This window comes from Frateuria sp. GZRe14 (assembly GCF_051900395.1).
In the GTDB taxonomy this organism is placed as follows: domain Bacteria; phylum Pseudomonadota; class Gammaproteobacteria; order Xanthomonadales; family Rhodanobacteraceae; genus Frateuria_A; species Frateuria_A edaphi.
Window position 1 is genome coordinate 247,034 of sequence record NZ_JBHZGJ010000001.1, and the last position, 24,349, is coordinate 271,382.

Here is a 24,349-nt window from a genome sequence, read left to right on the forward strand (position 1 = left end):
AAGAGTGTGCCCGCCGACCGGCGGCACGGAACGTTCCCGGAACCCCCCGCCCCATGGCCAAAAACCTCCTCATCGTCGAGTCGCCCGCCAAGGCCAAGACGATCAACAAATACCTCGGTACGGACTTCCAGGTCCTGGCCTCCTACGGCCACGTGCGTGACCTGAAGCCCAAGGAGGGCGCGGTCGATCCGGACAACGGCTTCGCGATGAAGTACGAAGTCATCGAGCGCAACGAAAAACACGTCGACGCGATCGCCAAGGCGGCCAAGGCGGCCGACGACATTTACCTCGCGACCGACTTGGATCGCGAAGGCGAGGCGATCTCCTGGCACATCAGCGAGATCCTCAAGGAGCGCGGCCTGACCGAAGGCAAGCGCATGCACCGGGTGGTGTTCTCCGAGATCACGCCCAAGGCGATCAAGGCGGCAGTGGCCTCGCCGCGCGACCTTTCGTACGACATGGTCGACGCCCAGCAGGCGCGCCGCGCGCTGGACTACCTGGTCGGCTTCAACCTCTCGCCGGTGCTGTGGCGCAAGGTGCAGCGCGGCCTTTCCGCGGGCCGCGTGCAGAGTCCGGCGCTGCGCATGATCGTCGAGCGCGAGGAGGAGATCGAGGCCTTCGTCGCTCGCGAGTACTGGACCGTCGAGGCGAAGCTCAAGCATGCCGACGGTGACTTCGGCGCGCGCCTGACCCGACTCAACGGAAAGAAGTTCGAGCAGTTCGACCTCACCAACGAGGCCGATGCGATGGCTGCCCGCGGCGCGCTCAAGGACGCCGCGCACGGTCGCCTGACCGTCAGCGAGGTGACCTCCAAGGAGCGCAAGCGCCGCCCGGCACCGCCGTTCACCACCTCCACGCTCCAGCAGGAAGCCGCGCGCAAGCTCGGCTTCTCCACCAGCCGCACGATGAAGGTCGCCCAGGGTTTGTACGAGGGCGTGGGCCTGGGCAGCGAGGGTAACGTCGGCCTGATCACCTACATGCGTACCGACTCCACGGCGCTCTCCAGCGAGGCGACCGACGAGCTGCGCGCGCTGATCGCCCGCGACTTCGGCAACGGTGCGCTGCCCGACGGCGTACAGGTCTACCGCACCAAGTCCAAGAACGCACAGGAGGCGCACGAGGCGATCCGTCCGACTTCCGCGATGCGCACGCCGCGCCAGGTCGCCGCGTTCCTCAACGACGAGCAGCGCAAGCTGTACGAGCTGATCTGGAAGCGCACCGTCGCCTGCCAGATGATCCACGCGACGCTCAATACCGTGTCGGTGGATTTCGATCTGCCCCATGCCGCCGGCGGTCCCGCCGCGTTCCGCGCCACCGGCACCACCGTGGTCGATCCGGGCTTCCTCGCGGTGTACGAGGAAGGCCGCGACCAGAAGAGCGCCGAGGACGATGACGAAGCCCGCCGCCTGCCGCGCCTTTCCAAGGGCGAGCAGGTCGCGCTTTCCGACATCCTGGCCGACCAGCACTTCACCGAGCCGCCGCCTCGCTATTCCGAAGCCAGCCTGGTCAAGGCGCTGGAGGAATACGGCATCGGCCGACCGTCGACCTACGCCAGCATCATCCAGGTGCTGCAGAACCGCGAATACGTGTTCCTGGAGAACCGCCGCTTCAAGCCGACCGACGTCGGCCGCGCGGTGGGCAAGTTCCTCACCCAGCACTTCAACCAGTACGTCGACTACGACTTCACCGCCAAGCTCGAGGACGAGCTGGATGCGGTCAGTCGCGGCGAGGAAGCGTGGGTGCCGCTGATGGAGCGCTTCTGGCAACCGTTCAAGACCCAGGTCGAGGAAAAGACCGAGTCGGTCGATCGCAGCGAGGCCACCGGCGCCCGCGAGCTGGGCATCGATCCGAAGAGCGGCAAGCCGGTTTCCGTGCGCCTTGGCCGCTACGGGCCGTACGCGCAGATCGGCGACAAGGACACCGACGAGAAGCTGCAGTTCGCGAGCCTGCGCCCCGGCCAGAGCATGCACACCATCACGCTCGAGGAGGCGATGGAACTGTTCAAGCTGCCGCGCCAGCTCGGACAGTCCGAAAGCGGCGAAGAAGTGAGCGTGGGCATCGGTCGCTTCGGCCCGTTCGTGAAGCAGGGCAGCACCTACGCCTCGCTCAAGGCGGAAGACGATCCGTACACGATCGAGTTGCCGCGCGCGCTGCAGATCGTGAGCGAGAAGCTGGAGATGCTCGCCAACCGCGTGATCACCGACTTCGGCAATGGCGTGCAGGTGCTCAACGGCCGCTACGGGGCGTACATCACCGACGGCGAGAAGAACGCCCGCATCCCCAAGGACACCGAGCCAAAGGACCTGACCGAGGCGCAATGCCTGGAGCTGCTGGCGGCCGCGCCGGTCAAGAAAGGCCGCTTCGCGCGCAAGAGCGCCACCAAACAGGCGGCTGCGAAGAAGGCACCGGCTGCGAAGAAGGCCGCGCCGAAAAAGGCGGCCGCCAAGAAAGCGCCGGCGAAGAAGACCGCTGCCAAGAAGGCACCCGCCAGGAAGACGGCCAAGAAGGCCGCCACCAAAAAGGCGGCCGCGAAAAAGACCACCGACGCCTGACCATGACGGCGTGTTTCACCCTGGCCGAATGCGACGCTGCCGCCGCGCTGATGCGGCGCGGCGGCGTCCTGGCCTACCCGACCGAGGCGGTCTACGGCCTGGGCTGCGATCCGCGCGACCAGGATGCCTTCGAACGGCTGTTCGCGCTCAAGCAGCGACCGCCCACCCAGGGCGTGTTGCTGATCGCCGCCGACTTCAGCCAGGTCGAGCGCTACATCGACCGGGCCCGGGTGCCGGCCGACGTCATGGCGCAGGTGAAGGCCAGCTGGCCCGGGCCGAACACGTGGATCTTCCCCCGCACCGCGGAAGTGCCGGCCTGGGTCGCCGGCGCGCATGCGGGCATCGCCCTGCGCGTCACCGCCCATGCACCCGCCGCCGCGTTGTGCCGCGCCTGGGGCGGCGCGTTGGTATCGACCAGCGCCAACCCGCACGGCTCGCCGCCCGCGCGAAGCGCGCAGCAGGTGCTCGATTACTTCGGTGATGCGCTCGATGGCGTGCTCGATGCCCCGCTCGGCGGCCAGGAACGTCCCACGGTGATCCGCGATGCCCTCACCGGCGCTATCATCCGGGCCTGAGCGTCCAGGGGGCGCCTCGGGGTCGATGGAAGCCCCGCGGCGGGACAGCAACACACGCGCGCTTCACGCCGGCTTGCAACGGCCGGTTGCCATGCTGTGTGTGTCTGGCGCATGGCGAACTGGGAGATAAGCGGCTTGGCCATCGTTTACGACACGTTCCAGCGCGAGGCGCCGCAGCGCCTGGCGCTGCTGCATGCAGACACGCCCGCGCGCGTGCTGGCATGGCGCGATGGCGCACCGGTCAGCGCGGCGCAGTTCCTGGCCCACGTGCGCCAGGTCGCCGCCACGTTGCCGGGCGCCGGCGCGGCGGTGAACCTGTGCGAAGACCGCTACGCCTTCCTGGTCGCCTTCTGCGCCATCGTGCTGCGCGGCCAGACCAACCTGCTGCCTTCCTCGCGCGCCCCGCAGGCGGTCGACGAGGTGATGGCGGCGCATCCGGGTTGCTACGCGCTGGGCGAGCAGGTGCTCGATCCGGCACCGGTCGGGTACCACCGGTTGCCGGCATTGTCGGCCCCGCCGCTGGAGGAGGAGGTCGAGAGCTGGCCGCAGATCCCGGCGGACCAGGTGGTGGCGATCGGCTACACCTCCGGTTCCACCGGGGTGCCCAGCGCCAACCTCAAGACCTGGCGCAGCTTCCACGCCAGCAACGCGGGTAACCTGTCGATGCTGCGCGTGGCGGTCGGCGCCAGCTTCGGGGTGATCGCCACGGTGCCGCCGCAACACATGTACGGCATGGAGATGAGCGTGGTGCTGCCGCTGCTGGGCGGCATCGGTGTGCACGCGGGACGGCCGTTCTTTCCCGCCGACGTCGCCGCAGCACTCGCCGACGTGCCCGAGCCGCGCGTGCTGGTGACCACCCCGGTTCACCTTCGTGCGCTGGTCGACTCGGGCATCGCGCTGCCGCCGCTGTCGGCGATGGTGTTGGCCACCGCGCCGATGCCGACCGAACTGGCGCAGGCGGCCGAGGAGCGCTTCGGCGCACCGCTGCTGGAAGTGTTCGGTTCCACGGAAACCTGCGTGTTCGCCAGCCGGCGCACGACCCGCGAGGCGGACTGGACCCTGTATCCGGACGTCCATCTCCACCCGCAGCCCGACGGCACCCAGGTGGACGCGCCACAGCTGGACGCACCGCGGCTGCTGGCCGACATCGTCAGCCTGTCGGCGGACGGCCGTGCCTTCCGCCTGCGCGGGCGTCAGGCCGACATGCTGGAAATCGCCGGCAAGCGCGCGTCGCTGGGTGACCTGACCCGCCGTCTGCTGGCCATTCCCGGCGTCCAGGACGGTGTGGTGTTCCAGCTCGACGGCGGCGACACGCTCGGCGTGCACCGCATCGCCGCGCTGGCGGTGGCGCCGGAACTGGACGAGCACGCGATCCTCGACATCCTGCGCCGGGCGATCGACCCGGTATTCCTGCCGCGTCCGTTGCTGAAGGTCGCTGCCTTGCCGCGCAACGAGACCGGCAAGCTGCCGCGCGCGGCGCTGCTGGAGCTGCTCGACCGCCACCACACGCATCCGTAGGGCGCCTTCAGCCCGCCATTCGGCACCAAGGCGGTGCGCTTGGCCCATCCTGCGTTCCAAAGCACCGTGCCGGCACCGCTACAATGCGCGCCTGCGCCGCGGGGCGCGCGACACGCTTCGGAGAGCGCATGAAGGTTCTGGTGATCGGCAGCGGCGGGCGCGAGCATGCACTGGCGTGGAAGCTCAAGCAGTCGCCGCGGGTCAGCGAGGTGATCGTCGCTCCCGGCAACGCCGGCACCGCGCGCGAGCGTGGCGTGCGCAATGCCGACGTGGCGATGAACGACCTCGACGGCCTGCTCAAGCTGGCCAAGGCCGAGAAGGTCGAGCTCACCGTGGTCGGTCCCGAGGTGCCGCTGGTGGCCGGCGTGGTCGACCGCTTCCGTGCCGCCGGCCTGCGCATCTTCGGACCTCGTGCGGTCGCTGCCCAGCTGGAGGGCTCCAAGGCCTTCGCCAAGGACTTCCTGCTCCGCCACAACATTCCGACCGCGCGCTACGCGGTGTTCAACGAACTCGACGCTGCGCTCGCCTACGTGCGCCAGCAGGGTGCGCCGATCGTGATCAAGGCCGACGGTCTGGCCGCCGGCAAGGGCGTGGTCGTGGCGCTGACCCTCGCCGACGCCGAGCAGGCGCTGCACGACATGCTCGGTGGCCACGTCTTCGGCAACGCTTCCGCGCGCGTGGTGATCGAGGAATTCCTCGACGGCGAGGAAGCGAGCTACATCGTGATGAGCGACGGCAGCCACGCGCTGCCGATGGCCTCCAGCCAGGACCACAAGCGCCGCGACGAGGGCGACCTCGGCCCGAACACCGGTGGCATGGGCGCCTACTCGCCGGCGCCGGTGGTCAACGCCGCAGTCGAGCAGCGCATCCTCAAGGAAGTGATCGAGCCGACCCTGCGCGGCATGGCCGCCGAGGGCGCGCCGTTCATCGGCTTCCTCTATGCGGGCCTGATGATCGACAAATCCGGCGCGCCCAAGGTGATCGAATTCAACGTGCGCTTCGGCGATCCGGAAACCCAGCCGATCATGCTGCGCCTGAAGTCCGACCTGATCGAGCTGATCGAGGCCGCGCTGGACGGCGAGCTGCACCACACCCGCGCGCAGTGGGACAGCCGTCCCTCGATCGGCGTGGTGGTGGCGGCCGAGGGCTATCCCGGCCGCGTGCGCAGTGGCGACCCGATCGGCGGGCTCGATGGCGCCTTCGAGCCCACGGTGAAGGTGTTCCATGCCGGTACGAAACTCGACGAGCAGGGCCGCGCCGCCACCGCCGGGGGACGCGTGCTGACCGTCTGCGCGCTGGGCAGCGATCTTGCCGCTGCACGTGAACACGCCTACGAGGCGGTTTCCAAGATCCATTTCAACGGCGCGTTCTGCAGGCGCGACATCGCGCACCGGGCGCTGCGGCGCGGGACCTGACGGGCGGGTCCTAGCCGGGTGCAGGCGCGTACCTCGACGGTGATGTCTTTGCCGGGCGTGCGCGCCAATCGCGCCTGGGGAATCTCGCTCGAGCCGCGTGCGCTGTGTTTGCTGCTGGAACCATGGTCCGATGTGGCACGCCGAACGTGTGCACAGCGACGGTAATACTCCATCGCGCGGCTGTGCGCTTGAATCATCGAAAGGAGGCGCAGGGCAGGCGTCATGACGACGGCGAAATCTACGAATAACCAACGATCCACCGCCCGGATTGGCATGGTGTTGCTGGGCGCATCCGTGCTCCTGATGTGGCTGGCGGCTTTGCGCACCCCGTTCTGGGGTGACGATTACCTCTACATCTACATAGCCCATGCGACAAACGCCACGTCGGCACCTTGGTGGTCGGATTTCGTGCCGTCGTCCTTTCCAAGGTTCTGGCGGCCGCTTTCCCAGGAGGGCTACTGGCGCCTGATCGATGCGCTGTTGCACGACAACGCGTTTGCCACCCACGTCGTGTCCCTGGGCCTTCACCTGCTGGCCAGCGCGGGGGTCGCTTTACTGGCCTTGGTCATCACCCGCGCATGCAAATGGCCAGCGCCCAAGTCGACTGCGGCGCTTGCCGGAACGGTCTACGCCGGCTTGGGCATGCATTTGCTTCCGGTTCACTGGGCTGCGGCAGCCAACAACTCCTTCCTAACCCTGTTCACCACGCTTTCCCTCGCCGCGTGGATCGTCGCCGCGGAAACGAAAGGCCTGCGTCGGGTGCTATTGCTGGTAAGCATCCCGCTGACGCTGACACTGGCGTTGCTGAGCAAGGAATCGGCTGCGTTGACGGTTGTCCTGATGGTCATCCTCCGGGTGTTCACCGGACAACTTCGCGTGGGAAAAGGCGAGGTGGCGACCATTCTCGCCTGCACGGCTGTCACTGCAATCTGGCTGGTCCTGCGAGCGCACTTCACTATCCACGTGGACAGTGCCTACGAACTGGCGCTGGGCACTAACGTGATCCGCAACGCCGTTGCATTTGTAGCCTGGCTGTCGGGTGTTCCGCGCGAAGCAGTGCGTATGGCTGCCACCGGGGACCGCTTGCGGGCCCTGGCGTGGATCGCGATCACGGCGCTGCCAATGCTGGCTGCATCCGCCATGGCGTTCTGGCAGGGGCGCTCGCTGCTGCGACCGCGCCAGTGGCTTTCCATCGCGTTTTTTGCCGGCGCAGCTTATGGCCCGTACTTCCTGCTCTCATGGAACAGCTATGCGTACTACGCGGCGATCGCCGCCATACTGCCCGCGATCGCCCTCGCGCGCTGCGCGATCGGCAATCCACGACTGCCTGTCATCCTTGCTCTGGTCGCGTGCTCCTCATGGGCAGCGGTCGAGGGAACACGTCAGCTGGATCATCCCGGACTCATCGGCCGAGCACGTTGGGCGGAACGCATACTGGGCGATCTGGAGCAGCAGAGGGTGGGGTCTCCCCTGTGGGTGGCCGTCCACGATAGCCATCGCTTCTACGCCCTCGGACAATATGGACTGGCATGGCGCCTGAAGCTTCCGGTGGACAGCATCCGCGTAGTCGGCTCCTGCCCAGCCGCCGCCCGCTGGTGCCTGAAGATCGACGACGACGGCTCCTGGGACCTGCGCAAAGCCGGCATCGCTGACTGAGCACCGCTGTCCTCGTCAACCAGTGCTGCAGCAACGATGCCGGCGGGCCCGGTACGCTCAGGCGGCAGCCTGGTCCGTCGGCGACGGCTGGATGGCCGCCGCCGTGCCCGGACGCACCACCATGTAGAGCATCAGCAGCATGCCCAGCAGCACGCCGATCGAGCCGATGCCCAGCAACGGCCCCAGCGTCGCTTCGGTCGCCTTGCCGCCATAAAGCAGGAAAAGGCCGACCAGCAGCACGGCCGCCGCGGCCTGGTGCAGCACGAACTGGGTCATGGCGAGGGCGCGTCGGGGCATGTCCAGCCACAGCCGGTGGATGATGCCGTAGACCAACGAAACCACGAAGCCGACCATCAGCACATGGGCGTGCGTCACCAGTTGCCCGTGGTTGTGCGATGCGGCCATGTAGATGCCCAAAGCCATGCCGATCGCGGCATAGCACAACGCCCACACCAGATATCTCCGGCTCATGTCCATCGTGTTTTCCCCTCTCGAAACGCAGGCGCCAGGTAGGCGGGCGCCGTGAGCGCCGTGGAAGGTTTCGTTGTAATGCGAGTGCAACGAGTCCGCCCCCCGGCGGCACCTTCCGCCGCCGACGGTATGCCCATTGACGCGCCCTCGCAACGATGCGCCCATGGCGGCGGGCGGAGACCGGCTTTCACGCTAGGCTAGCGCCAGCTCCCAGCCCAGAACCCGCATGAGCCAATTCAACCTGCTCGGCCAGCGCCGCTTCGCCCCGTTCTTCTGGACGCAGGCGCTGGGCGCGTTCAACGACAATGCCTTCCGCAACGCGCTGGTGATGCTGGTGGCGTTCCAGATGGGGCTGGACGACAGGAGCGTGTCGCTCTACACCAACCTCGCGCCGGCGCTGTTCATCCTGCCGTTCTTCCTGTTCTCGGCCACCGCCGGACAGCTGGCGGAGAAGTACGAGAAGACTCGCATCATCCGCGCGGTGAAGCTGTTCGAGATCGCTGCCATGGCGCTGGCGGCGATCGGCTTCCACACGCACGACACCACCCTGCTGCTGGTGGTGCTGTTCCTGATGGGGTTGCACTCGACCACGTTCGGGCCGATCAAGTACGCGATCCTGCCGCAGGCGCTCGAGCCCGGTGAGCTGGTCGGCGGCAACGGGCTGGTCGAGATGGGCACGCAGCTGGCAATGCTTATCGGCATGATCGCCGGCAATTCGCTGATGCTGGTGGCCGGCATCGGGCCATGGCTGGCATCGGTCGCGACCATCGCCGTGGCGGTGGCCGGTTATATCGCCAGTCGACGCATCCCTTCCGCGCCGGCCACGGCGCCGGATCTGAAGTTCAACTGGAATCCGATGAGCGAAACCGCGCGCGTCCTCGGCATCGTGCGGCGCGACCGCGCGGTGTTCAACGCGGTGCTGGGCATTTCCTGGTTCTGGTTTTTCGGCACGGTGCTGATCGCGCAGCTGCCCAACTACACGCGCGAGACCCTGGGTGGCGACGGTTCGGTCAACACGCTGGTCCTGACCCTGTTCTCGATCGGCACCGGCGTGGGCGCGCTGCTGTGCGAGCGGATGTCCGGCAGACGCGTGGAGATCGGCCTGGTGCCGCTGGGCGCCTTCGGACTGACCGTGTTCGGCGTGGACCTTTACTTCGCGCGGCATGGCGCGGCGCTGGTGCAGGGGCTCGACTGGCTGGCTTTCCTGCACGGCGCGGGCAGCTGGCGGGTGGCGCTAGACCTCACCCTGATCGGTGTGTTCGCCGGCTTCTACGTGGTGCCGCTGTTCGCCTTCGTACAGGCGCGCGCGGCGCGCGAGCAGCTCTCGCGCGTGATTGCGGGCAACAACATCATCAACGCACTGCTGATCGTGCTGGCGGCGGGTTTCGGGCTGGGCCTGGGTGCGCTGGGCTTCGATGCGGTGGAGACGTTCCTTGCCGCCGCGCTGCTCAACGTGTTGGTGGCGGCGTACATCTTCACGCTGGTGCCCGAGTTCCCGATGCGCTTCATCACCTGGGTGCTGGTGAACACGCTCTACCGCGTGCGCGTCGAAGGTGCGCGCCATGTGCCGGAGGAAGGCCCGGCGCTGCTGGTGTGCAACCACGTCAGCTTCATGGACCCGCTGCTGCTGATGGCCAATCTGCGCCGCCCCGCGCGCTTCGTCATGTACTACCGGATATTCAACATTCCGCTGCTGCGGTTCGTGTTCCGCACCGCCAGGGCGATCCCGATCGCCGGTCAGAAGGAGGACCCGGCGGTGCTGGCGGCGGCTTACGAGGCGATCGACCAGGCGCTCGCCGCCGGCGAGGTGGTGTGCATCTTCCCCGAAGGCGGGCTCACACGCGATGGCGAGATCGGGGCGTTCCGGCCGGGCGTGCTGCGCATTCTGGAACGGCGGCAGGTGCCGGTGGTGCCGATGGCGCTGCGCGGGTTGTGGGGAAGCGTGTGGAGCCGGCGCGACACCCGGCTGGGACGCGCGCGCCTGCCGCGGCGATTCCGCGCGCGGGTCGAGCTGGTGATCGATGCGCCGGTCGCATCCGAACGGTTGCGGCTGGATGTGCTGGAAGCACGCGTGCGCGAATTGCGTGGCACGCTGGCGTAGGTGCACTTGCAGGGCGAGGCTTGAGCCCGCCCTACGGGGCCGCTCGTCAGGTCAGCCAGCCGCCCAGCACGATCAGCGCGACCACGCTCAGCCACGCCAGCAACGCCCGCAGGAACGCGCTGCGCATGCGCGCCAGTTCCAGCAGCGGGTCACTGCGCTCCTCGACATAACCGTCGCCGGCTTCGATCTCCACCTCGATGTCGGCGCAGGCCGCGGCCGCCAGGAAATCCGGGCCGTCGGTATACCAGCTGGTGGGCGCCGCATGCAGGCGCCAGCGATGCCAGGCGGCCATTACCGCATCCCAGTGGCCGACCAGCGCCAACGTGAAAACCAGCAACTGCGCGGGCAACCAGTCCAGCGCATTGGCGACGTAGTGCGCGTGACGGCGGCTGGCGGCGTCCAGCGCCAGCGTGTCGTCGCGGCCCAGCGCCTGCGCGAGCCGGTAAAGCAGCGCACCGGCTGGCCCCAGCACGAAGAACCAGAACAACACCCCGAAGCGCCGACGCAGTGCGGCGAGCGCCACGGCTTCGCCCAGCGCGTGCGCGTTCCAGGCGACCTGCCCGCCCGGTTCGGCCAGGCGCTGCGCGGCGGTGTGGCGGGCGACCGGATCGGGTGCGTGCAGGATCGCTTCCAGATCCGCCTCGAAAGGGTGCGGGCCGAGCCCGTAGAGCAACACGACGACCGCGAAGGCCAGCTGCAGGAAGCTGCCAAATGGCAGCTGGCCGAGCAGTTCGGCCAGCAGCAGGCAGAGCACGGCCGGCACCACCAGTGTCAGCAGCACGCGTCCGCGCCCGGCGGTGTCGTCCAATTGCCGCACCCAGCCGCGGAACACGCCATCGCCCCGCCATTGCGCCAGCTGCGGCAATAGATGCAAAAGGCCGAGGGCGATAAGGGCGGCGAGCAGGCTGAGGGCCATCGAAAAAACTCCTTGGATGCCCCGCCATTCTAGGGCAAGCGTTGCGGCGCACCCGTTTGGAACCGCCATGCACGGCCCGCCCACGCGGTCACGCCCGAGTGCGCTCCTTCAGCGGGTCGGCCGTGAACGCGTCCAGCTCCAGCCCTGCACGCTCGCGCAACCAGTGCGCCAGCAGCTGATAAGACACCGACAGCCTCGTCGGCGTGGCGAAACTGCCATCGGCCAGGCCCTCGATGATCTGCGCGGGTGTGAACCAACGCGCTTCTTCCAGCTCGCCGTCGCGCAGGTTGATCGCGGGGTCCAGCGCGCTGGCGATGAAGCCGATCATCAGCGAGGCCGGCAAAGGCCAGGGCTGCGAGGAGTGGTAATGCACCGCGCCCACGCGCACGCCGGCCTCCTCGGCTACTTCGCGGCGCACGGCGTCTTCGAGCGATTCGCCCGGCTCGACGAAGCCGGCCAGCGCCGACCAGCGGCCCTTCGGCCAGCTTGCCTGGCGACCGAGCAGGCAGGCGCCTTCGTGCTCGACGATGGTGATTATCGCCGCGTCGGTGCGCGGGAAGTGGAGGCGTCCGCACGCCGCGTTGGTGCACTGCATGCGGTGGCCTGCGGCGACCCGCACGAGCGGCGCGCCGCAGCCGCTGCAGAAGCGCGTCTCGCGCTGCCAGTGCGCCAGGCCCTTGGCGTAGGCGAACAACCCCGCCTCGGCGGCGGACAGGCGCAGGCCCGCTTCACGCAGGCCGATGCGGCGCGCAGCCAGACGCTCTTCCAGCGAGTCCAGTGGCTGGTCCTCGTCCAGCGCTAGCAGGAAATGCGGACAACCCTGCGCGACACCGAGCAGACTGGCGGGCACTCCGGCGAACAGTTCGCGCCGCTCGGCTTCGCTCAGCCAGCGCAGGCCCTCGGCTTCGCGCAGCAGGTAGCTGTCGCCGGAGGGGTCGAGCAGGAGGTAGCGCACCTCTTCACAACCGGCCTGTTCGAGCAACCACGCTTCGTGGTCGCGGCGTTCGGCCATGCGGTCGAGCACCAGGCTCAGGCCGGCGAAGATGTTGGTGACGGCAGCGGCCATCGGCGGCTCAGGTCGAAAACGAGGAACCGCAGCCGCAGGTCGTCTTGGCGTTGGGGTTGCGGATGACGAACTGGGCGCCGGAGAGGCTCTCCGCGTAGTCGATCTCCGCGCCGGCGAGGTACTGCAGGGACAGCGGATCGACCAGCAGGGTGACGCCTTCGCGATCGAGTGCGAAATCGTCTTCGGCCTGGGCCTCGTCGAAGGTGAACCCGTACTGGAAGCCCGAGCAGCCGCCGCCGCTGATGTACACGCGCAGCTTCAGCGCCGGGTTGCCCTCCTCGACGATCAGTTCGTGCACCTTGCGCGCGGCGGCCTCGGTGAAGACCAGTGGCGCGTTGGCTTGGCGGTAATCGGGAATCGAAACGAGGGTTTCCATGCGGCGAATGTGCGGTTGCGAGGGCGCGATCTCAAGGATAGCGCCTACCGGCCACCAGAAGTCTGGCCGCGGAAAACGCCCGGCCCGACATGGCCACGGGGCTTGGGTCCGACGGGCAGTGCAGCGTCCGGGCGGCTACCGCCATCAGGCCGGCACGGCCTCGTCGAGTTCGGCATCCGGCTGCGACGGCGACGGCAGCTCGCGCGCGACCGCTTCCACGCGATGGCTCATGCGCCCGTTCACCTGCGCACCGCCGGCCATTTCCAGCGTGCGGTAGTGCACGTCGCCGGTGATGCGCGCCAGCGGCGCCAGCTCCAGCCGCTCGCCGGCGTGGATGTCGCCCTGCACGGCGCCGTTGACGATCACGTGCGGCACGTGGATGTCGCCCTGCACCTGGCCGTACTCGCTCACGGTGAACACGGCGTCCTCGCCGTCGGCCAGCACGGTGCCCTCGATGCGGCCATCCAGGTGCAGCGCGCCGCTGAAGCGCAGGTCGCCGCGAATCACCGTGCCGCGGGCGATCAGGCTGGTGTCGTTGCTACCGTCGGCACGGTCGGTGCGGCGTCGGTTGAACATGATCAGTTTCCCCCTTCGATCGTAGTGAGGTTGCCCGACAGCGCGTCGCTCCACGCCACGGCGCGGTCGACGGCGTCGCCATCCTCGGGTTTGACACGGATGCGCAGCCGCGTCGGCTTGAAATCGGCCGGCAGCATGAACGTGGCATGCAACTGCTGGAAATAGCGGAAGCGAAAGGGCAGGCCATCCCTTTGCGCGGCATCGCCCAGTTGCGACCAGTCAAGCGCCACCACCTTGTCGCCCCGCACGCCTTCCACGCTGAGCGTGACGGTGCCGCTGACGTCGCTGCCGCGTTTGGCGTTCTGGGTCAGGCTGAGCGCGAGGTTCCAGGCATGCGAGCCGTTTACCGGGCGCAACTGCACTTCCTGCACCTTGAGCCCTTCGCGCTGCGCGTTGCCGCCGACCAGGCGCGAGTAGAAGCCCAGGTCCGCGCGCAGGCCGTTGATCTCTTCGTCGCGTTCGGTGAGCGTGCCGCGCAAGGATTTGGTCGCGATGTCGGTGACCTGTTGCGCGCGCTTGAGGTTGGCGATCTGCTGCTTGAGCTGTTCGTTCTGCGCGGCCAGCTGCTTCGCTTCGCGGTGATCGATCGCGGCCGGCGTGGTGCGCCAGGCCAACACGCCGACCACGGCTCCGGTCAGCAGCAGGCTGGCCAGCCACGCCGCGCCCAGCCACAGCCGACGGCGGCGCTGGCTGGCTTCATCGTGCGGACGCACGACGAAGCGCGGAGGCGGGCGTGAAGCCATGTGGAGATCCGGAACTGCTGGGGTGACCGGTATAGCCGCAGCGTGACGAAACCGTCAAGGAACGGCCGCACGGTTTGCGCAGCGGGCTTCGCAGGGTGGACGTCAGCCCCTCGCTAGCCGCCGTGTCACCCACGTCGGGCTGAAGGTCATCCTGCGAGGCGATGTCAACCCATCTTGCTCTGCAGGTAGCGCTCGGCGCCGATGTCCTTGACCAGGTTGAGCTGGGTTTCGAGCCAGTCGATGTGCTCTTCCTCGTCGTGCAGGATGTTCTTGAACAGGTCGCGGCTGACGTAGTCGGCAATGCCTTCACTGTGCGCGATCGCTGCGCGCAGGTCGATTGCGGCAGCCAGCTCCAGGTCGAGGTCGCCCTGGATGCATTCGAGCACGTTCTCGCCGATGCGCAGCTTGCCCAGGTGTTGCAGGTTCGGGAGGCCGTCGAGGAACAGGATGCGCTCGATCAGGTGATCGGCGTGCTTCATCTCCTCGATCGATTCCTTGTACTCGTGCTCGGCCAGCTCGCCATAGCCCCAGTCCTTGAACATCCTGTAATGCAGGAAGTACTGGTTGATCGCGGTCAGCTCGTTATAGAGCACCTTGTTGAGGTACTCGATGACCTTGGCATCGCCTTTCATCGGGTGAGTCTCCAGTCTGTCCGACCGGCGACTATACGGGCTTGCCCGTAGAGGCGGAGAAACGCGAATGGTTGCGGTTTGGGGTCCGCGCGCCTCAGGCGGTGATCAGCGGCAACGGGAACGCCACCTGCGCCAGGGCGGTATCGAGCGAGGCCCGCGCCTCGGGCTCGCAGCAGCCACAGCAGTCGGAGCAGCCGGTGCGCGCCTGCAGCTCGGAGAAGGTGCGCACGCCATCGGCGACGGCGCGGCGGATATCGCCGTCGGTCACGGCGTTGCAGAGGCAGATGTACATGCCGCGCATTCCAGCGCGAATGCGAATGATTGTCAACTAGGTTTCCGGCCTTTTGTTCAGGCGACTGCGCGATCGCCTGGACGGCTGCCCTCCGGCGCGCGCGGGAGGGCGCCGAGCTGGACGCTCAGCAGCTCCTCCACCAGCGGTGCGAAGTGGCGAAGCGCGCGTTCGTACACCTGGCGCTTGAAATTGACCACGTGCACGGCCGGATACCAGAAGTCGACCCAGCGCCAGATATCGAATTCCGGCTTGTCACAGGCGTCCAGCTTGAGTGCGTCCTCGCCGCCGACCAGGCGCAGCAGGAACCACACCTGCTTCTGGCCGATGCAGGTGGGTCGCTGGTGGTGGCGCACGTAGCGGTTGGGCAGGCGGTAGCGCAGCCAGCCGCGGGTGCTGGCGATGACCTGGACGTGCTCCGGCGCAAGCCCGGTCTCTTCCGCCAGTTCGCGATACATGGCCTCCAGCGGGGTTTCGTCGCTGCGCATGCCGCCCTGCGGGAACTGCCAGCCATCGTGGCTCACGCGGCGGGCCCAGAACAGCTGGCCATCGCCGTTGAGCAGCACGATGCCTACGTTGGGGCGATAGCCATCCGCGTCGATCATGTCGCCTCCTCGAGCCCGCGTGCCACGGATGCAGCGGCCCTGGGCCTCGAATCCAACCATAGCGCGCGTGACGCCCGAAAGCGAAGAGGCTTGAACCGGCCGGATGCGCCAATTACACTGCCGGGCTCCGTTGGCGCCACGCGCCGGCGACGCCCCATGGCTATGTAGCTCAGCCGGTTAGAGCACAGCACTCATAATGCTGGGGTCGGTGGTTCGAGTCCACCCATAGCCACCACGCGCCCGCGGCGCCGTGTTTTTCCCACCACTTCCCTTTGCGTCGCCGCCCGGGCCTGGCCGCGGGACGACATACAATGGCTCGCCATGCACATCCACAAAGTGTTCCAGATCGAGGCCGCACACCGGCTGCCCAACGTGCCGGCCGGGCACAAGTGCGCGCGACTGCACGGGCATTCGTTCCGCATCGAGATCCACGTCGAAGGCGAGCCGGACCCAAACCAGGGATGGGTGATGGACTTCGCCGACGTCAAGGCAGCTTTCGCGCCGCTGTTCGAGCAGTTGGATCACCACTATCTCAACGAGATCGACGGGCTGGAAAACCCGACCAGCGAGATGCTGGCGCGCTGGATCTTCCGTCGCCTCGATCCGCAGCTGCCAGGGCTTGACCGGGTGGTGGTGCATGAGACCTGCACATCGGGCGCGAGCTGCAGCCGACGCAGCTTCTGATGCAGTGCGGGAGCCTCTTGCGGCCAGCCCTACGGGGCCGACGGGTGCATCATGTTGCAATGCACAAAAATCTTTGCTAGGCTTGTTCCACTCCCAAGACTCCCGCGAGGGGCAAGCCATGAACAAGCCGTTCGACTCCCAGATGTTCGCCTACGCCCGTCAGTTCGCCGACAACGCATTCAAGGCACAGGCGCTGGTGCTCAAGGGGCTGGAGCAAACCGTCGGCCTCCAGCTGGCTGCGCTGGAACAGCATTCCCACGCCGCCGCCGATTTCCTGCTCACCGCCGGCGAAGCGCGTGACCCCGAGGCCCTGCGCGGCCTTTGGGACAAGGGCGTGGCGTTGAGCCGTGCGCAGGCCGAACAGGGTGTCGCGTTGAGCCAGAACCTGGCGGCCGTGGGTCGCCAGACGGTCGAGTCGCTCGGCGCGATGGTGCAGCCGCTCACGGCCGCCAACGACGCGGTCGCCGCGAATGCTGCTGCCGCCCGTAAGACGTCAGCCAGGTAAGGGCTTCTGCCCGCGTCCCATCCTCCCCGCCGGGACGCATTTCCAGGGTCGGACTTTGGTCCGGCCCTTTTTTATGGCGCCTCGATGCAGGAACTTGCGCCAGCTCTCAAGGTGAACGCGAGCGCCCGCACGACAAGATGTCGCAGTCGCTGCGGCTTGTCCGTCCAAACGCCCGGCTGATATACTTTTGCGGATTGGATCGTGGCCCGTAGCTGCAAGGGTGACGCCTGGTGCGAAGCCGCGCGGGAACACACGTGCTCAATAGTCTTGCCTCCGGACGCCGCCTGGCCCTGCGCATCGTGATGTGGCAGGTCGCCGCGGCAGCGCTGGTCGGCCTCGTCTTCCTGATGCAGGGGCGCCGCGAAGCCTTGGCGGCTCTTGCAGGCGCCCTTGTGGTGGCGCTGGGCAACGCGCTGCTTGGCGCGCGGGCCTTCGCCGGGATGCACGGGGCGGGCATGGCACTGGGTCGGCTGCTGGTGGGCATGATCCTCAAGTGGATCGCGGTCATCGGAGGGATGGGCGTGATCCTGATCAAACTGAAGTTGCCGCCGCTGGCTGCCATCACGGGGCTGGCGGCTGCTTACGCGGTTCATCTGCTGGCGTTTCGATTCAAGGGTTGACACATGGCAAGCGAGCCGCAGGGCGGTCTTACCGAATACATCTCCCACCACCTCAAGCACCTGACTCCGCATACGAGTCCGGAAGGCTTTTGGGCGGTGCACATCGATTCGGTCACGGTGTCGCTGGTGCTCGGCGTCCTGTTCTGCCTTTGGTTCTGGGCGAAGGCGCGCAAGGCGACGGCCGGCGTGCCGGGCAAGGGTCAGGCGTTTGTCGAGATCGTGCTCGAGTTCGTCGACGGCCAGGTCAAGGACGTGTTCCACGGCGACCGCCGCGTGCTGGGCCCGCTCGCGTTGACCGTGTTCGTCTGGGTGTTCCTGATGAACGCGATGGACCTGCTGCCGGTCGATCTGTTGCCCTGGATCACCGAAAAGTTCGGCATCGGCCACTTCCGTGCCGTGCCCACGGCCGACATCAACATGACCTTCGCGATGTCGTTGACCGTGCTGATCCTGATCATTTTCTACAGCTTCAAGGCCAAGGGCTTCAGCGGCTACATGCACGAGATGTTTACCGCGCCGTTCGGCAAACACCCGCTGCTGTGGGTCCCCAATTTCGCGCTGAACCTGGTCGAGCTGCTCTCCAAGCCGGTGAGCCTCGCGATGCGACTGTTCGGCAACATGTACGCCGGCGAGCTCGTGTTCATGCTGATTGCCGGGCTGTTCACCGCCGGCAGCTGGGCGCTGTATGGCATGGGCATCATCGGCTACACCGTGTGGGGGATCTTCCACATCCTGATCATCTCGATCCAGGCCTTCATCTTCATGGTGCTGACCGTCGTGTACATCTCGATGGCTCACGACCACCACTGATCTGCAGTCCCGTCTTTCGAACAACGTCCAACCGAAACACATAAGCTTTTCTTTCTGAGGAGATCGTCGTGGAAGCTATCGTTCAAATCGCGCAAATCCAGGGTTTCACCGCCATCGCGCTGGGCCTGATCATCGGCCTGGGCGCCCTCGGCGCCTGTATCGGCATCGGCGTCATGGGTTCGAAGTTCCTGGAAGCCGCTGCCCGCCAGCCGGAACTGGTGCCGCTGCTGCAGGGCCGCATGTTCCTGCTCGCCGGCCTGATCGACGCGGCGTTCCTGATCGGCGTGGCGCTTGCGATGTACTTCGCGGTGGCCAATCCGCTGCTGGCGGCCCTGACGGCGAAGTAAGCACGAAGCGGCGCTTGCGCGCCGCTCCCTACGGGCGCCCGCGATAGCGGCGCCCGTACCCGTACCACCCCCGCATTTACAGGTAACGCAGCGATGGATTTCAACGCGACCTTGATCGGCGAAATGATCGCCTTCGCGATCCTGATCTGGTTCACGGTCCAGTTCATCTGGCCGCACATCAACAAGGCTATCGAGGAGCGCCAGCTCAAGATTGCCGAAGGCCTCGACGCCGCCGAGCGCGCCCGCGCCGAGCTGCGCGATGCCGACAGCAAGGTGGCCGCCGAGATCAAGGTGGCGCGCCAGCAGGCTGCCGAGATCATCGATCGCGCCCAGCAGCAGGCCAACCAGATCCTGGACAAGGCCCGCGCCGACGCGATCACCGAGATCAATCGCCTGAAGGCGAGCGCGCAGGACGACATCGCCTCGATGGCCCAGCGTGCCCGCGAGGAGCTGCGCGAGAAGGTCGGCGCGCTTGCCGTGCAGGGCGCCACCAAGATCGTGCAGCGCGAGATCGATCCGTCCGCGCACAAGGCGCTGCTCGACCAGCTCGCCACCGAGATCTGACCATGGCCCAGGCAATCACGCTCGCCCGTCCGTACGCGCGCGCCGCCTTCGAGCTGGCGCACGAGGCCGGCAAGCTCGGCGAATGGTCGCAGGCCTTCGGCTTCGCCGCGGCGGTCGCGAAGGATCCGCGCGTGGCCGCGCTGGTGGGCGATCCGCGCGTGCAACCGATGCAACTGGTAGCGCTGCATCTTCCGCAGGGCATGGCTGCAGACACCGCGTTCGCGCAGTTCCTCAAGACGCTCGCCGAACAGCGCCGCCTGGCGCTGCTGCCGGAAGTGGCGGATCTGTACGAGGAGCACAAGCGCGAGGCGGGCTCCCAGCTGAAGGTCAAGGTGACAAGCGCGATGGCGCTGGATGCCACGCAGGCCGAGCAGCTGAAGGCGTCGCTCAAGCGCCGCTTCAAGCGCGAGATCGAACTGGAAGCCAAGGTCGATCCAGCCTTGCTCGGCGGTGTGGTGATCGATACGGGCAGCGAGGTGATCGACGGCTCCGCACGCGGTCGCCTGCAGCGTCTGGCCAGCGTCCTGGCGAGTTGATTCAAACGCGGCGTTCGCGTCGCGAATCGGGGCCGGCCATCCGGCACTGAACAAAATATCGAAGAGTAAAACCGGCCATGGGGCCGGACTCTTGAAAAAGCATTCCCAAATTCAGGAAAGCGACCATGTCCAGCACCACTCTGAACCCGTCCGAGATCAGCGAACTGATCAAGAGCCGCATCGAGCAGTTCAAGCTCGGCGCTGAGGCCCGCAACGAAGGCACCATCATCAGCGTGTCCGACGGCATCGTGCGCATCCACGGCCTGGCCGACGTGATGCAGGGCGAAATGATCGAGCTGCCGGGCAACGCCTTCGCGCTCGCGCTGAACCTCGAGCGCGACTCGGTCGGCGCCGTGGTGCTGGGCGAGTTCCAGCACCTGAAGGAAGGCGACACCGCCAAGACCACCGGCCGCATCCTCGAAGTGCCGGTCGGTCCGGAAATGCTCGGCCGCGTCGTCGACGCGCTGGGCAACCCGATCGACGGCAAGGGCCCGATCGCCGCCAAGAAGACCTCGCCGATCGAGAAGGTCGCGCCGGGCGTGGTGTGGCGCAAGTCCGTCGACCAGCCGGTGCAGACCGGCTACAAGGCGATCGACTCGATGATCCCGATCGGCCGCGGCCAGCGCGAGCTCATCATCGGCGACCGCCAGACCGGCAAGACCGCCGTGGCGATCGACGCGATCATCAACCAGAAAGATTCGGGCATCTACAGCATCTACGTCGCGATCGGCCAGAAGCGCTCGTCGATCGCCAACGTGGTGCGCAAGCTCGAAGAGAACGGCGCGCTGGCCAACACCATCGTGGTCGTCGCCTCGGCCTCCGAGTCGGCCGCGCTGCAGTACATCGCGCCGTATTCGGGCTGCGCCATGGGCGAGTACTTCCGTGACCGCGGCGAAGACGCGCTGATCGTGTACGACGACCTGTCCAAGCAGGCCGTGGCCTACCGCCAGATTTCGCTGCTGCTCAAGCGCCCGCCGGGCCGCGAAGCCTACCCGGGCGACGTGTTCTATCTCCATTCGCGTCTGCTCGAGCGCGCCGCGCGCGTCAACGAGGCCTACGTCGAGAAGGAGACCAACGGCGAGGTCAAGGGCAAGACCGGTTCGCTCACCGCGCTGCCGATCATCGAGACCCAGGCCGGCGACGTGTCGGCGTTCGTGCCGACCAACGTGATCTCGATCACCGACGGCCAGATCTTCCTGGAAACCGACCTGTTCAACGCGGGCATCCGTCCGGCGGTGAACGCCGGTATCTCGGTGTCGCGCGTGGGTGGCGCGGCGCAGACCAAGATCGTCAAGAAGCTCTCCGGCGGCGTGAAGCTGTCGCTGGCCCAGTTCCGCGAGCTGGCTGCGTTCGCGCAGTTCGCCTCGGACCTGGACCCGGCCACCCGCGCCCAGCTCGACCGCGGCCAGCGCGTGACCGAGCTGATGAAGCAGAAGCAGTACGCGCCGCTGTCGATCGCCGAGCTCGCGCTGTCGGTGTACGCCGCCGAGAAGGGCTACCTGGACGACCTGCCGGTGGCCAAGGTGCTCGACTTCGAGCGTGGCCTGCACGCGTTCTTCCATCAGAACCACGGCGAGCTGATGAAGAAGATCGTCGCTACCGGCGACTGGAACGGCGAGATCGAGGGCGTCTTCAAGAGCGGCCTGGACGAGTACAAGAAGACCGGTTCCTGGTGAACCCCGCCGGTGGGCCTTGAGGCCTGCCGCGCACGTTGACGGCGGGCCATGAGACCGCCCCACGCAGGTCGAACCCAAGAGCAGACAGATGGCAAGCGGACGCGAAATCAAAACCAAGATCAAGAGCACGCAGAACATGCGCAAGGTGACGCGCGCGCTCGAGATGGTCTCGGCCTCGAAGATCCGCAAGGCGCAGGACCTGATGAAGGCCTCGCGTCCGTATGCGCGGATGATGCGCCGGGTGATCGCCCACGTGGCCCAGGCCAACACGGACTTCAAGCATCCGTTCCTGGTCGAGCGCGAGAATGTCGCGCGCGTGGCCTTCATCGTGATCTCCACCGACCGCGGCCTGTGCGGCGGCCTGAACTCGAACCTGTTCCGGCGCGTGTTGCCGGCGGTGCGCGAGTGGCAGGACAAGGGCGCGCAGGTCGACGTGGTGGCGATCGGCCAGAAGGCGATCCAGTTCTTCCGTCGAATCAAGGGCGTCAACCTTGTCGGCAGCGTCAGCCACCTGGGCGAGCGGCCCAAGCTCGAGCAGCTGGTCGGCGTGATCAAGGTCGTGCTGGACGCTTATGCGGCCAATGGACTGGACCGCGTGTTCCTGGCCTACAACGACTTCGTCAACACGATGACGCAGAAGCCGATGGTCGACGCGCTGCTACCGTTGCCTCTGGTGGCTGCCGAGCTGTCGGCGCACCAGCAGGCAGGCGAGTCGGCCTATGCCGGCATCACGCTGGAGCAGACCCACGACTGGGACTACATCTACGAACCCGATGCCGCCGCGGTGCTCGAGCATGTGCTCGGCCGTTACATCGAGTCGGTGGTGTACCAGGGCGTGCTGGAGAATCTCGCCAGCGAGCACGCCGCGCGCATGGTCGCCATGAAGAGCGCCTCGGACAACGCCAACAAGGTCATCGCCGAATTGACGCTCAGCTACAACAAGGCGCGTCAGGCCGCGATCACCCAGGAAATTTCCGAAATCGTCGGAGGTGCTGCTGCGGTCTGACCGCAACAGCACAGCCTTTTTAGCGACGCGTAGCGGCGCTGCAATCAGACACTGAAAGAATCCATCCGGAGCACATCCATGAGCCAGGGCAAAGTTGTTCAGATCATCGGCGCGGTCATCGACGTCGAGTTCGCGCGCGATCAGGTGCCGCAGGTGTACGACGCACTGAAGATCGATGGCATGAACATCACGCTGGAAGTCCAGCAGGTGCTGGGCGACGGCGTCGTCCGTACCATCGCGCTGGGCTCCACCGAAGGCCTGCGTCGCGGCCTGGTCGCGCACAACACTGGCGAAGGCATCAAGGTACCGGTCGGCGCTGCCACGCTCGGCCGCATCATGGACGTGCTGGGCAATCCGATCGACGAAGTCGGTCCGATCAACGCCGAGGACCACTGGGTCATCCACCGCGAAGCACCGAGCTACGACGAGCAGGCCGCCGCCAACGAGCTGCTGGAAACCGGCATCAAGGTGATCGACCTGGTCTGCCCGTTCGCCAAGGGCGGCAAGGTCGGCCTGTTCGGCGGCGCGGGCGTGGGCAAGACCGTGAACATGCTCGAGCTGATCAACAACATTGCCACCCAGCACGCCGGCCTGTCGGTGTTCGCCGGCGTGGGTGAGCGCACCCGCGAGGGCAACGACTTCTACCACGAGATGCAGGACGCGGGCGTGGTCAAGCTCGACAACCTGCCGGAGTCGAAGGTCGCGATGGTCTACGGCCAGATGAACGAGCCGCCGGGCAACCGCCTGCGCGTGGCGCTGACCGGCCTGACCATGGCCGAGTACTTCCGCGACCAGAAGGACGAGAGCGGCAAGGGCAAGGACGTGCTGCTGTTCGTCGACAACATCTACCGCTACACGCTGGCCGGTACCGAGGTGTCCGCGCTGCTCGGCCGCATGCCGTCGGCGGTGGGCTACCAGCCGACCCTGGCCGAAGAAATGGGCGTGCTGCAGGAGCGCATCACCTCCACCAAGACCGGTTCGATCACGTCCATCCAGGCCGTGTACGTGCCCGCGGACGACCTGACCGACCCGTCGCCGGCGACCACCTTCGCGCATCTGGATGCGACCGTGGTGCTGTCGCGTAACATCGCGGCGCTGGGCATCTACCCGGCGGTGGATCCGCTGGATTCGACCAGCCGCCAGCTCGACCCGAACGTGATCGGCGCCGAGCACTACGACGTGGCCCGCCGCGTGCAGGGCACGCTGCAGCGCTACAAGGAGCTCAAGGACATCATCGCGATCCTGGGCATGGACGAGCTGTCCGAGGAAGACAAGCAGGTGGTGTCGCGCGCCCGCAAGTGCGAGCGCTTCTTCAGCCAGCCGTTCCACGTGGCCGAAGTGTTCACCGGCGCGCCGGGCAAGTACGTGTCGCTGGCCGAGACCATCCGCGGCTTCAAGATGATCGTGGACGGCGACGTCGACCACCTGCCGGAGCAGGCGTTCTACATGGTCGGCGGCATCGACGAGGCGATCAAGAAGGGCGAGGAGATGTCCGCCAAGAAGGCGGCCTGATCCCCTCGGGCGGGTCGCTCCGGCCCGCCTCCCCCTGAGCAGAACGAGACACCACCATGGCAACCACCATTCGCGTCGAAGTCGTCAGCGCCGAAGCCGCGATCTATTCGGGCGAGGCGACGATGGTCGTCGCCACCGGCGACCAGGGCGAGCTGGGCATCACGCCCCGCCACGCGCCGCTGATCACCCGCCTGAAGCCGGGCAAGGTCGTCGTGACCGAGGCCGGCGGCGAGAAGGTCGATATCTCGATCACCGGCGGCGGCATCCTGGAAGTGCAGCCGCACGCGGTCACCGTGCTGGCCGACACGGCCGTGCGTTCGGAGGAGATCGACGAGGCCGCCGCGCTGGCCGCCAAGAAGGAAGCCGAGGACGCCCTGGCCAACCGCTCCGACGCCATCGACGTGGCCGAGGCGCAGGCCAAGCTGGTCGCGGCGCTGACCCAGCTGCAGGCGCTCGAGCGCCTGCGCCGCAACCTGAAGCATTGAAGGGCTGCGAAGTCCGACCTGGGAACGCCGGCCTCGCGCCGGCGTTTTTCGTTTGCGGCGACCGGCCTCCTCTTCCCGTCGGAGAGGGTTGGGATGAGGGCCGCGCTTGCGGG

The 24,349-nt window shown here is 67.1% G+C and carries 26 protein-coding genes and 1 tRNA gene; 18 read left to right on the forward strand and 9 right to left on the reverse strand.

The window, feature by feature from the left end:
- The first annotated feature begins 53 nt into the window (after positions 1 to 53).
- From ACFWZ1_RS01115 to ACFWZ1_RS01135, 5 genes are all read left to right on the forward strand, one after another.
- Complete coding sequence (locus ACFWZ1_RS01115) at positions 54 to 2,552, forward strand: DNA topoisomerase I (RefSeq protein WP_439665139.1); 2,499 nt, start codon at positions 54 to 56, stop codon at positions 2,550 to 2,552.
- A gap of 2 nt (positions 2,553 to 2,554) precedes the next feature.
- Complete coding sequence (locus ACFWZ1_RS01120) at positions 2,555 to 3,127, forward strand: L-threonylcarbamoyladenylate synthase (RefSeq protein WP_439665140.1); 573 nt, start codon at positions 2,555 to 2,557, stop codon at positions 3,125 to 3,127.
- Positions 3,128 to 3,262: 135 nt separating this feature from the next.
- On the forward strand, positions 3,263 to 4,645 hold the full coding sequence (locus ACFWZ1_RS01125; RefSeq protein WP_439665141.1) for an AMP-binding protein: 1,383 nt from the start codon (positions 3,263 to 3,265) through the stop codon (positions 4,643 to 4,645).
- A gap of 128 nt (positions 4,646 to 4,773) precedes the next feature.
- Positions 4,774 to 6,060 carry a phosphoribosylamine--glycine ligase gene (purD, locus tag ACFWZ1_RS01130; RefSeq protein WP_439665142.1) on the forward strand — a complete coding sequence of 429 codons (1,287 nt, stop codon included), beginning with the start codon at positions 4,774 to 4,776 and terminating at the stop codon, positions 6,058 to 6,060.
- Positions 6,061 to 6,282: 222 nt separating this feature from the next.
- Entirely contained in the window at positions 6,283 to 7,716 is a 1,434-nt protein-coding gene (locus ACFWZ1_RS01135; RefSeq protein ID WP_439665143.1) for a hypothetical protein, read from the forward strand.
- A gap of 57 nt (positions 7,717 to 7,773) precedes the next feature.
- Here the strand turns inward: ACFWZ1_RS01135 and ACFWZ1_RS01140 are convergent, their stop codons facing one another.
- Complete coding sequence (locus ACFWZ1_RS01140; protein ID WP_439665144.1) at positions 7,774 to 8,187, reverse strand: TonB-dependent receptor; 414 nt, start codon at positions 8,185 to 8,187, stop codon at positions 7,774 to 7,776.
- Between the two features lie 226 nt (positions 8,188 to 8,413).
- On the opposite strand from ACFWZ1_RS01140, the gene ACFWZ1_RS01145 reads away from it, so the two are divergent.
- The gene (locus ACFWZ1_RS01145) at positions 8,414 to 10,288 is read left to right on the forward strand and encodes an MFS transporter (protein ID WP_439665145.1); all 1,875 of its coding nucleotides are present in this window, start codon (positions 8,414 to 8,416) and stop codon (positions 10,286 to 10,288) included.
- A gap of 46 nt (positions 10,289 to 10,334) precedes the next feature.
- Here ACFWZ1_RS01145 and ACFWZ1_RS01150 read toward each other — a convergent pair whose 3' ends face one another.
- The 8 genes from ACFWZ1_RS01150 to ACFWZ1_RS01185 all read right to left on the reverse strand — a co-directional run bounded on the left by ACFWZ1_RS01150 (position 10,335) and on the right by ACFWZ1_RS01185 (position 15,491).
- A complete protein-coding gene (locus ACFWZ1_RS01150) occupies positions 10,335 to 11,204 on the reverse strand; it encodes a beta-lactamase induction protein (protein WP_439665146.1) in 870 nt (289 codons plus the stop codon).
- Positions 11,205 to 11,292: 88 nt separating this feature from the next.
- On the reverse strand, positions 11,293 to 12,270 hold the full coding sequence (nudC, locus tag ACFWZ1_RS01155; protein ID WP_439665147.1) for an NAD(+) diphosphatase: 978 nt from the start codon (positions 12,268 to 12,270) through the stop codon (positions 11,293 to 11,295).
- Between the two features lie 7 nt (positions 12,271 to 12,277).
- Complete coding sequence (gene erpA / locus ACFWZ1_RS01160; RefSeq protein ID WP_439665148.1) at positions 12,278 to 12,646, reverse strand: iron-sulfur cluster insertion protein ErpA; 369 nt, start codon at positions 12,644 to 12,646, stop codon at positions 12,278 to 12,280.
- A 144-nt stretch (positions 12,647 to 12,790) separates the two neighbouring features.
- Positions 12,791 to 13,222, reverse strand: a complete 432-nt coding sequence (locus ACFWZ1_RS01165; RefSeq protein WP_231322877.1) for a bactofilin family protein — start codon at positions 13,220 to 13,222, stop codon at positions 12,791 to 12,793.
- A gap of 2 nt (positions 13,223 to 13,224) precedes the next feature.
- Positions 13,225 to 13,965 carry a DUF6776 family protein gene (locus ACFWZ1_RS01170; protein ID WP_439665149.1) on the reverse strand — a complete coding sequence of 247 codons (741 nt, stop codon included), beginning with the start codon at positions 13,963 to 13,965 and terminating at the stop codon, positions 13,225 to 13,227.
- Positions 13,966 to 14,129: 164 nt separating this feature from the next.
- Positions 14,130 to 14,597, reverse strand: a complete 468-nt coding sequence (gene bfr / locus ACFWZ1_RS01175) for a bacterioferritin (protein WP_439665150.1) — start codon at positions 14,595 to 14,597, stop codon at positions 14,130 to 14,132.
- Between the two features lie 94 nt (positions 14,598 to 14,691).
- Positions 14,692 to 14,898 carry a (2Fe-2S)-binding protein gene (locus tag ACFWZ1_RS01180; RefSeq protein ID WP_439666855.1) on the reverse strand — a complete coding sequence of 69 codons (207 nt, stop codon included), beginning with the start codon at positions 14,896 to 14,898 and terminating at the stop codon, positions 14,692 to 14,694.
- Between the two features lie 47 nt (positions 14,899 to 14,945).
- Positions 14,946 to 15,491, reverse strand: a complete 546-nt coding sequence (locus tag ACFWZ1_RS01185) for an RNA pyrophosphohydrolase (RefSeq protein WP_439665151.1) — start codon at positions 15,489 to 15,491, stop codon at positions 14,946 to 14,948.
- Between the two features lie 158 nt (positions 15,492 to 15,649).
- On the opposite strand from ACFWZ1_RS01185, the gene ACFWZ1_RS01190 reads away from it, so the two are divergent.
- The 12 genes from ACFWZ1_RS01190 (at position 15,650) to ACFWZ1_RS01245 (ending at position 24,236) form a co-directional block, all read left to right on the forward strand.
- Positions 15,650 to 15,726, forward strand: a tRNA-Met gene (locus tag ACFWZ1_RS01190).
- Between the two features lie 86 nt (positions 15,727 to 15,812).
- On the forward strand, positions 15,813 to 16,175 hold the full coding sequence (gene queD, locus ACFWZ1_RS01195; protein ID WP_439665152.1) for a 6-carboxytetrahydropterin synthase QueD: 363 nt from the start codon (positions 15,813 to 15,815) through the stop codon (positions 16,173 to 16,175).
- Between the two features lie 118 nt (positions 16,176 to 16,293).
- Positions 16,294 to 16,680: a phasin family protein gene (locus ACFWZ1_RS01200; protein ID WP_439665153.1), complete on the forward strand. Its 387-nt coding sequence runs from the start codon at positions 16,294 to 16,296 to the stop codon at positions 16,678 to 16,680.
- Between the two features lie 254 nt (positions 16,681 to 16,934).
- On the forward strand, positions 16,935 to 17,300 hold the full coding sequence (locus ACFWZ1_RS01205; RefSeq protein WP_231322889.1) for a hypothetical protein: 366 nt from the start codon (positions 16,935 to 16,937) through the stop codon (positions 17,298 to 17,300).
- 3 nt (positions 17,301 to 17,303) lie between these two features.
- Positions 17,304 to 18,110, forward strand: a complete 807-nt coding sequence (atpB, locus tag ACFWZ1_RS01210; RefSeq protein WP_439665154.1) for a F0F1 ATP synthase subunit A — start codon at positions 17,304 to 17,306, stop codon at positions 18,108 to 18,110.
- A 68-nt stretch (positions 18,111 to 18,178) separates the two neighbouring features.
- On the forward strand, positions 18,179 to 18,457 hold the full coding sequence (gene atpE / locus ACFWZ1_RS01215; protein WP_231322892.1) for a F0F1 ATP synthase subunit C: 279 nt from the start codon (positions 18,179 to 18,181) through the stop codon (positions 18,455 to 18,457).
- Between the two features lie 93 nt (positions 18,458 to 18,550).
- Positions 18,551 to 19,021, forward strand: a complete 471-nt coding sequence (locus ACFWZ1_RS01220; protein ID WP_231322894.1) for a F0F1 ATP synthase subunit B — start codon at positions 18,551 to 18,553, stop codon at positions 19,019 to 19,021.
- Between the two features lie 2 nt (positions 19,022 to 19,023).
- Complete coding sequence (locus ACFWZ1_RS01225) at positions 19,024 to 19,557, forward strand: F0F1 ATP synthase subunit delta (protein ID WP_439665155.1); 534 nt, start codon at positions 19,024 to 19,026, stop codon at positions 19,555 to 19,557.
- Between the two features lie 125 nt (positions 19,558 to 19,682).
- Positions 19,683 to 21,233: a F0F1 ATP synthase subunit alpha gene (atpA, locus tag ACFWZ1_RS01230; protein ID WP_231322898.1), complete on the forward strand. Its 1,551-nt coding sequence runs from the start codon at positions 19,683 to 19,685 to the stop codon at positions 21,231 to 21,233.
- An 88-nt stretch (positions 21,234 to 21,321) separates the two neighbouring features.
- Entirely contained in the window at positions 21,322 to 22,239 is a 918-nt protein-coding gene (gene atpG / locus ACFWZ1_RS01235; protein ID WP_439665156.1) for a F0F1 ATP synthase subunit gamma, read from the forward strand.
- Between the two features lie 78 nt (positions 22,240 to 22,317).
- A complete protein-coding gene (gene atpD, locus ACFWZ1_RS01240) occupies positions 22,318 to 23,751 on the forward strand; it encodes a F0F1 ATP synthase subunit beta (RefSeq protein WP_231322902.1) in 1,434 nt (477 codons plus the stop codon).
- Between the two features lie 56 nt (positions 23,752 to 23,807).
- The gene (locus tag ACFWZ1_RS01245) at positions 23,808 to 24,236 is read left to right on the forward strand and encodes a F0F1 ATP synthase subunit epsilon (protein ID WP_091335041.1); all 429 of its coding nucleotides are present in this window, start codon (positions 23,808 to 23,810) and stop codon (positions 24,234 to 24,236) included.
- Positions 24,237 to 24,349: the final 113 nt, after the last annotated feature.